The 7,035-nt window shown below is 42.5% G+C and carries 8 protein-coding genes and 1 pseudogene; 1 reads left to right on the plus strand and 8 read right to left on the minus strand.

What is annotated here, in order from left to right:
• Positions 1–4: 4 nt before the first annotated feature.
• Positions 5–1,096 (minus strand): branched-chain amino acid aminotransferase, encoded by a 1,092-nt coding sequence (locus tag AB4140_RS07720; RefSeq protein ID WP_102440076.1) that lies wholly within the window; start codon positions 1,094–1,096, stop codon positions 5–7.
• A 359-nt stretch (positions 1,097–1,455) separates the two neighbouring features.
• Here AB4140_RS07720 and zapB point away from each other — a divergent pair, with 359 nt between their 5' ends.
• A complete protein-coding gene (gene zapB / locus AB4140_RS07725) occupies positions 1,456–1,656 on the plus strand; it encodes a cell division protein ZapB (RefSeq protein ID WP_055026159.1) in 201 nt (66 codons plus the stop codon).
• On the opposite strand, the gene AB4140_RS07730 is transcribed toward zapB, so the two are convergent.
• The 7 genes and pseudogenes from AB4140_RS07730 to AB4140_RS07760 all read right to left on the minus strand — a co-directional run.
• Positions 1,653–1,865: a DUF1107 domain-containing protein gene (locus AB4140_RS07730; protein ID WP_102440077.1), complete on the minus strand. Its 213-nt coding sequence runs from the start codon at positions 1,863–1,865 to the stop codon at positions 1,653–1,655. The two genes, zapB and AB4140_RS07730, sit on opposite strands and share 4 nt — an antisense overlap.
• 342 nt (positions 1,866–2,207) lie before the next feature.
• On the minus strand, positions 2,208–2,822 hold the full coding sequence (locus AB4140_RS07735) for a thiol:disulfide interchange protein DsbA/DsbL (RefSeq protein WP_372000446.1): 615 nt from the start codon (positions 2,820–2,822) through the stop codon (positions 2,208–2,210).
• A gap of 150 nt (positions 2,823–2,972) precedes the next feature.
• Complete coding sequence (locus AB4140_RS07740; RefSeq protein ID WP_102440080.1) at positions 2,973–4,085, minus strand: serine/threonine protein kinase; 1,113 nt, start codon at positions 4,083–4,085, stop codon at positions 2,973–2,975.
• Positions 4,078–4,401 (minus strand): DUF3630 family protein, encoded by a 324-nt coding sequence (locus AB4140_RS07745; RefSeq protein WP_102440081.1) that lies wholly within the window; start codon positions 4,399–4,401, stop codon positions 4,078–4,080. The genes AB4140_RS07740 and AB4140_RS07745 overlap by 8 nt, the downstream gene beginning before the upstream one ends.
• Positions 4,402–4,448: 47 nt before the next feature.
• Entirely contained in the window at positions 4,449–5,960 is a 1,512-nt protein-coding gene (locus tag AB4140_RS07750) for a YdiU family protein (RefSeq protein WP_102440082.1), read from the minus strand.
• Between the two features lie 66 nt (positions 5,961–6,026).
• Positions 6,027–6,368, minus strand: a complete 342-nt coding sequence (locus AB4140_RS07755; protein WP_102475785.1) for a hypothetical protein — start codon at positions 6,366–6,368, stop codon at positions 6,027–6,029.
• A gap of 225 nt (positions 6,369–6,593) precedes the next feature.
• Positions 6,594–7,035 (minus strand): annotated as a pseudogene (locus AB4140_RS07760) (hypothetical protein); the annotation flags it as partial.

A 7,035-nucleotide genomic window follows, 5' to 3' on the forward strand; every position in this document is an offset into this window, starting at 1 on the left:
TTAGCTATGGCGCGACACGCTCAACACGCTTAACCCAGCCTTCAGGTCCTTCAAGCTCACCTTTTTGCAGTTGGGTAAATATTTGATAAATACGCTTGATGCAAGGGCCAACTTCACCATCACCAACTGTAACAATACGGCCATCTTCAAAGATGTACGAGCCCACTGGCGATACCACGGCTGCAGTACCAAATCCGCCCGCTTCAACAATTTCACCGGCTTCGATATCTGCGATAAATTTGTCCAGCATAATGGTTTCTTGGCGCACTTCACATCCCAATAAATGGCCAATTTCTAGCATAGATTGCGAGGTAATGGACTTTAAGATAGTGTCAGTAAACGTCGGGATAATTACAGTGCCATCTTTGAGGATATGGAAGTGGTTCATTGCGCCCACTTCCTCAATCTGCTTGTTGTTCGCATCAAGATATAACACTTGGGCAGCGCCATATTCAGCAGCGGCTTGCCCCGCTCTTAACGATGCTGCGTAATTACCGGCCGCTTTTGATGCCCCCGTGCCGCCTGATACCGCGCGGTGGAATTTTTTACTGATCAGTAATCGAATCGCTTTATTCACCCCATCAGCGTAATAAGCACCACTTGGGCTTAAGATCACGCAGAAAGTAAAGTTCAAGCTTGGGCTCACTGATAAACGATCTTCGGTAGCAAAAATAAAAGGCCGAATATATAAACATGCGCCATCTTGCATTGGAAACCACAGCCTATCGACATCAATAAGCGCATTAATGGCTTGCAGTTGAATGTCTTCAGCAAGGTTAGGAATACATAAGATATCTGCAGAGGTATTTAAACGTTGGGCATTCTTATCCAGTCTAAAGGTGTAGATTTCACCATCGTCATGCTTAAACGCTTTAGCACCTTCAAAGATGGACTGACCATAATGAAGCGCAATGGCGCCCGGGGCCATTTCAAACGGCGCATAAGGCTCAATGCGAGGGTCACACCACTGGCCATCTCGATAATCCATTAAAAACATATGATCGGTTCTGAGATTACCAAAGCCTACATTGCCTTCTGGTTTAAACTGCTCAGTACGACGCGACGATGCCGCTTTTAAATTATATTTGATGTCCATTTGCTACCACCTTAAAAACAATGCTAGCAGACTATGAATCATCAGATGTAATGTCAAGCAAATGGATAAAGTGGAGCACAATTAAGCGTCAATCGAAGTTCACAATAATTAAAACCATAAAATTAGCCGTTAAAGCATGGTAAACCGCAACAAATAAAGTTTTATCATTTCACTGAAAAAGCACAGGATGTGGCGGTTTTTAGCTTAAAACAAGCCACTCACACTGACAGATGGATAAAGCTTACAAAATAGTAGCCAAAGTCGTTCTTTTTTTAACCACTTAACGAATTTGGCTATTCCTTAAACCCCAGTCACTGCTAGAATCAGCATTCCATCCAGAAACTATTAGGACTCCCGATATGAGCCTTGAATTACTGTCCCAACTGGAAGCCAAAATCCAGGCAACTCTTGAAAATGCAGAGCTACTAAAAATGGAGCTTGAAGAAGAGAAGCAAAAGAATGCTCAATTGACTGAGACTAATCAGCAATTGCAACAAGACCTAAACTCTTGGAACGATAAAGTGAATGGCCTTGTCGGCTTACTCAATAGCGAAAGCTAAACTGTGTTAGTTTCAACATGCTGAGCTACTAGCATTTGGTTAAGCTCAGAAACAGCCTGCTTTACTTTTGGCAGGCTTTTTTTCGGCATTAAAAAACGCCCCTTTCTAAACTCTAAACACCCTAAGTCTTTTACCCAAATCACCCCAGTTAAAAAAATTCGCGCATGTTTAACGATGAGTTTAGGTGCATATACCGGAAACCTTCTCATGGAGACTCCTTTGGCTATATTTCATTTTACAACTCAAATTTGGACAAAAAAACCGCAAAAGAGTTTCATTAAAATCGATCTTTTTCCGCTTCAAAATAACTCAATGTAAACAAAACGTAACAAGCCAGTAAAATGACGCTTGCCATTTTTTTGACACCTTGGTAAAGTGACTTCGTTACTCAGGGTAAATAATGAGCCAATTGGCTCAACACCGCACTGTTTTAAAATGCAAATTTTAAAACATGCGGTTTTTTTTTGCTCTTTTTCAGCCACTAATAAATTAAAGATACAAAAAAAGGAGCCATTGGCTCCTTTTGTCACGTGGGAGGTTAAACCCTCATGTTACTTGTCAGCTGTCGCTAAGTAATAAGCGATGTCTAATAGCTCATCGTAAGACTTAATCGCACCTGCCTCAACACGGTATTTACCGTTAACCACTAACGAAGGCACACCAGAAATTTTTGCATTCTGAGTATCACGCTTCATTTTAGACATTTGCGCATTCACCATGAAAGACTTAGCTGCTGCATCAAAATCTTTACCGTCAACACCGTTAGCAATAAACACCATACGGATATCATTTAAGTTGGTGAAGCGTTGCTTTTTGTCATGGATTGCAGCAAAAATAGCTGGTTCAACTTTCTTTTCAACATTGAGCTGATGAGCAATAGCGAAAGCACGTGACATTTCTACGCCCATATCTGCGCCAATAAACTCAACGTGTGCCTGATTAAAAGCCACACCTTCTGGAAGGGTCGCTTCAATTTTTGGTACTACAGTTTTTGAGAAGCTGTAACAATGCCCGCAAAAGAATGAGAAAAACTCAGTAATTTCAGGCTTTGATGTGGCTGGGCCTTCGTTAATCACAGTGTAGTGCACACCTTCTTTATAGTCTGCTGCGGTTGCCGCCATTGGGGCTAATAGTAACGCTGCAGCCATTAATAATGCTTTTTTCATCTTGTTTCCTTTAGTATGCAATCTCAATTATGCCGTAGCATAGTTAACGCTAATTTATCTAAATCTATAATAATGTAGATTATCTCTTATGCTCAAGACCTTATCAGGATCATTTGTAACAATCTACGTTATGGTTTGCCAATTACTCAATTAAAAACTCATCAAGCTTAATGGCTCTTCATCCAGCGCTGAAAGTTGCTCTTTAAACGCTAATGTTTGCTGTTCCCAGTATTTGATATCACCAAACCATGGAAAGTTCCTTGGAAAAGCAGGATCTTGCCAGCGTTTTGTTAGCCAGGCATTGTAATGGATCATTCTCAATGCCCGCAGCGGCTCAATCAGCTTAAGTTGCTTGTGGTCAAAATCACAAAACTCCTCATAGCCTTCAAGTAATACATCTAGCTGTAATAACCGTTGGGCTCTATCACCAGTGAGCATCATCCAAATATCTTGCACCGCAGGTCCTTGGCGAGCATCATCTAAGTCAACAAAACCTGGGCCATCTGGGGTCCATAAAATATTGCCTGGATGCAAATCACCATGAAGCCGTAATGTCGGAAATTGATGCTGCGCCAATACAGACTTGGCCTTGGCCAACACTTGCTGCGTGACAGTGAAAAACTGCTGACTAATGGCCTCAGGCACTTGCCCTGACTGCTGTAAATATTGCAGCGCATCATCCCCTAAAATTTGGCAGCTTAAGGGCTCACGATATTGAAAGCTCTCTTTACTAGCATATTGATGTATCCGGCCAATAAAGCGACCAACGGCTTCAAGTTGATCAAGGTTATCCACCTCAAATGCGCGGCCACCAATAGAGGGAAATAAAGTAAAACGATAACCTTTAAATTCATGCAGGGTTTTACCCTCAACAATCACAGGTACTGCAATGGGGATATCTTCAGCAGCTAACGCGAGTGCGTAATCATGCTCCTCTTGAATTTGATTATCACTCCAGCGATGGGGGCGATAAAACTTCACCACATAACGATTACCGCGATCGCAGCGAAATTGATACACCCGATTTTCGTAACTATTTAACGCCAGCAACCCCGTTTCAGGATAGATGTTAACACTCTCAATGGCATCGAGAATTAAATCAGGCGTTAAGGCTTGATAATGAAAGCAAGCCTCGTCAGCACTAGCCTTTGGCGCGATATCGTTAAGATGTGATTCCGGTTCTATTACATTACCCGACTTTTCCTGACTATCGATATCTTCGTCATTATCTAGATAGTCGTTGTCAGCATTGTCATTATTCATGTGTATCCTTTACCGCATTGGCAGTGATCAGCGGTTGTAGCAAGGTGATTAAATATTCTAGCACTTCAAGATCGGCTTCTACTTCCGTTGATATCCAACAAATATCGCCGTAAAACTCATAGTTAAGCCACAGCTGACTGCCTTCAAAATTAAGCTGCCATTGGTGCCTATCTGCGCCCCATAAGCGATCGCGAATATCACAATCCATTGCCAAGGCTAAGGGCTCAGCAAACGCTTCAAACTGCTCAAAATCTATTTCTGCTGAAATTAAAATGCTCAGCGAGGCTTTATCTAATTGCACCGAACGCAATAACATGATGTTCCTTTAAATAAGTTGCTTAAATACCTTGTTACTATGACTGACTAGCTACTACAAGACATGATTAAGCCTTGTCCCCATTGGGGTGGTCTATTGGCATAATGGTCTAATTCTGGTTGCTCAGCATAGGGCTGAGTTAACAGAGTATGCAGCTCTAACAATTTACTATTGTCGCCTTCTTCCACCGCCACTATGGCTTCTTGGGCTAAGTAGTTGCGTAAAATATACTTGGGATTCACACTATTACGCTGTGCTTGCCATTGGTCAATATCATCAACCTTTCCAACCCGCTGCTGATAACTTTTATACCAGTCGTCAAATTTGGGTCTATCGATTATCTCATCACTAATATTGGCGTGGACACTGGTTATGTCTAACTGACCAAACGCCCTGAAAGTATTGGTATAGTCCAATAAATTATGCTGTAACACATGGCAAAATCGGCCAATGAGATCTAAGTCGGTTTTATCTTGCTCTTGGGCTTGCGCCGTGGTTTGCTCACTGACACTCAAGCCCATTTTAGCGCGCATGAGCAGTAAATATTGCTGCACTAACTCAGCTTGATAAGTATTCAGCACAGCCACTAAATCATCTGACTCAATGACGGGCGTTAATGCTTGGGCTAAACGTTGCAGGTTCCACAGGCCAATGCCAGGTTGCTGACCAAAGGCATAACGGCCCTGGGGATCGGAGTGATTACAAATAAAGTCTTCTTTAAAAGTATCTAAAAAGGCAAATGGGCCAAAATCAAAGCTGTCACCAAGAATCGACATGTTATCAGTATTAAGTACCCCATGAGCAAAGCCTACCGCTTGCCAGTGGCCGATTAAAATAGCAGTATCTTTTACTACTTGGGTAAACCAGGCTTTATAGCCTTGATAATCTTGAGTTAAATGCGGGTAATGCTGCTTAATGGTGAAGTTTAGTAACTGAATTAGTTTATCTTTACCACCTTGGTCGCTATGGCAAAAATACTCAAAGTGACCAAAACGAATATGGCTTTTGGCTAAACGCACTGTAATCGCCGCAGTTTCTTGTGATTCACGCCATACCGGTAAGTCAGAGCCAATCACCGCTAATGCTCGGGTGGTCGGAATCGATAATGCCGCCAAGGCCTCGGATGCTAAAAACTCCCTTACCGCGGAACGCATAACCGCCCGACCATCACCACTGCGAGAATAAGGTGTTGGCCCAGCCCCTTTTAAGGCCACATCCCAAGCTGACGCGTTATTAGCTGTTTTACTTGTAGCATTAGGGTTTGCCTGCGCTTCGCCGAGAATAATTGAGCGCCCGTCCCCTAATCGTGGGCTATAACCACCAAATTGATGGCCACTGTAAACTTGCGCATAGTAACTTGCCCCAGGCATAGCGTGATTACCTGACAGTTGCAGCAGTAATTCATCATCACCTTGGGCGTTAAGTTGGCCTCTTTGCGCGCCAATTAATTTGGCGGCGTCATCACTCCAAGCCAGCCAATGGGGTTGACTGATAGGCAATGGATAGACCTGCGAATAAAAGCCTTCCAGTTGTTCAAAATAATCCTGTTTAAACTGCATTTAACCTGTTCCTTGGGTCTACAATAGCCTGATGGCGAAGGCTAATAACTCACTACTGGCAAGGTTTTATTGACAGATAATGACATTGTCATCATTGACTTGGCATAACTGTTTGCATTGATAGCCTTTATCAATGGCAACCGGTATTGCGGTGGCATTTTCTAGCTGGTTAGCATCCAGTGGATGGCTGTTTTTGCCGCTTAATCTCAGCATGCCCTTGGCTTTAGCTTGGCATTGTTCAAGCGTATCGTAATAACCTGCTATAAATTTGGCGTTGATGGGTTGCTGCGGCGCTTTGGCTTCATCCGCATAATAAAACAGTGTCCATTCTGGGGTACGAATACAGCCGGTTAGCCCCATGATAGCCATGAATAAAAACAGCGTATTACGCATTTTACGATTCATCATTTAAACCTCTTTAAGCATGCTTATTTTCACCCTAAGTTGCACTTTTAATCTCAATATTTAGCTACAGGATTCCAGTAGCTACATTCAGTTCCAACACTTTTAGGGCAATAAAAAAGCGAACCTAAGTCCGCTTTTCCATACGATAGTGCCATTGTACTAGATCATGGTAAAACCTAATAACCTAAATCATGGTTAAAGCCAATTACCTAGTCTTATTCAATTCACTTAATTACTCGCTTTAGATTTTGCTTTCTCGATACGCTTAATTCGACCTTCAAAACCGGTAACAGTTCCATCTGTTAATTGATAATCAATGGCCTGCTGACAGACTTCAATGGCTTTATCAAATTGCTTAGTATCATTGAGCATGGTTGATAATTGCATAAAGCCTATGCCTTTATCATCTGCAGCAGTGGCGTTTTGCTGGCGATACTGTTGATAAGCTAACTGATAACGCTGGGTCAAACCTGCGCCGTATTGGCAGTAATCAGCTTGTTTACGTAACTTGTAACTGTGACTAATAATACTGAGTAAACTCAGATGCAGGGCCTGTAGTTCAGCACTTGCATCATATTGGCAAACTAAAGCCGTAAATGCATCACTTGCCCATGCACCTGTTGCAGGTAAAGCCGCTGTAATAGGTTTATGCTCTGGCTCTGGCTCTGGC

Origin of the sequence: Shewanella sp. 10N.286.51.B2, assembly GCF_041469265.1 — a bacterium.
Lineage (GTDB): Bacteria > Pseudomonadota > Gammaproteobacteria > Enterobacterales > Shewanellaceae > Shewanella.

Bases quoted from the DNA above. Each gene is read 5' to 3' on its own strand.
- AB4140_RS07735 (WP_372000446.1), bottom strand. From the start codon at position 2,822: ATGAAAAAAGCATTATTAATGGCTGCAGCGTTACTATTAGCCCCAATG.
- AB4140_RS07745 (WP_102440081.1), bottom strand. From the start codon at position 4,401: ATGTTATTGCGTTCGGTGCAATTAGATAAAGCCTCGCTGAGCATTTTA.
- AB4140_RS07720 (WP_102440076.1), bottom strand. From the start codon at position 1,096: ATGGACATCAAATATAATTTAAAAGCGGCATCGTCGCGTCGTACTGAG.
- AB4140_RS07730 (WP_102440077.1), bottom strand. From the start codon at position 1,865: ATGAGAAGGTTTCCGGTATATGCACCTAAACTCATCGTTAAACATGCG.
- AB4140_RS07755 (WP_102475785.1), bottom strand. From the start codon at position 6,368: ATGATGAATCGTAAAATGCGTAATACGCTGTTTTTATTCATGGCTATC.
- zapB (WP_055026159.1), top strand. From the start codon at position 1,456: ATGAGCCTTGAATTACTGTCCCAACTGGAAGCCAAAATCCAGGCAACT.
- AB4140_RS07750 (WP_102440082.1), bottom strand. From the start codon at position 5,960: ATGCAGTTTAAACAGGATTATTTTGAACAACTGGAAGGCTTTTATTCG.
- AB4140_RS07740 (WP_102440080.1), bottom strand. From the start codon at position 4,085: ATGAATAATGACAATGCTGACAACGACTATCTAGATAATGACGAAGAT.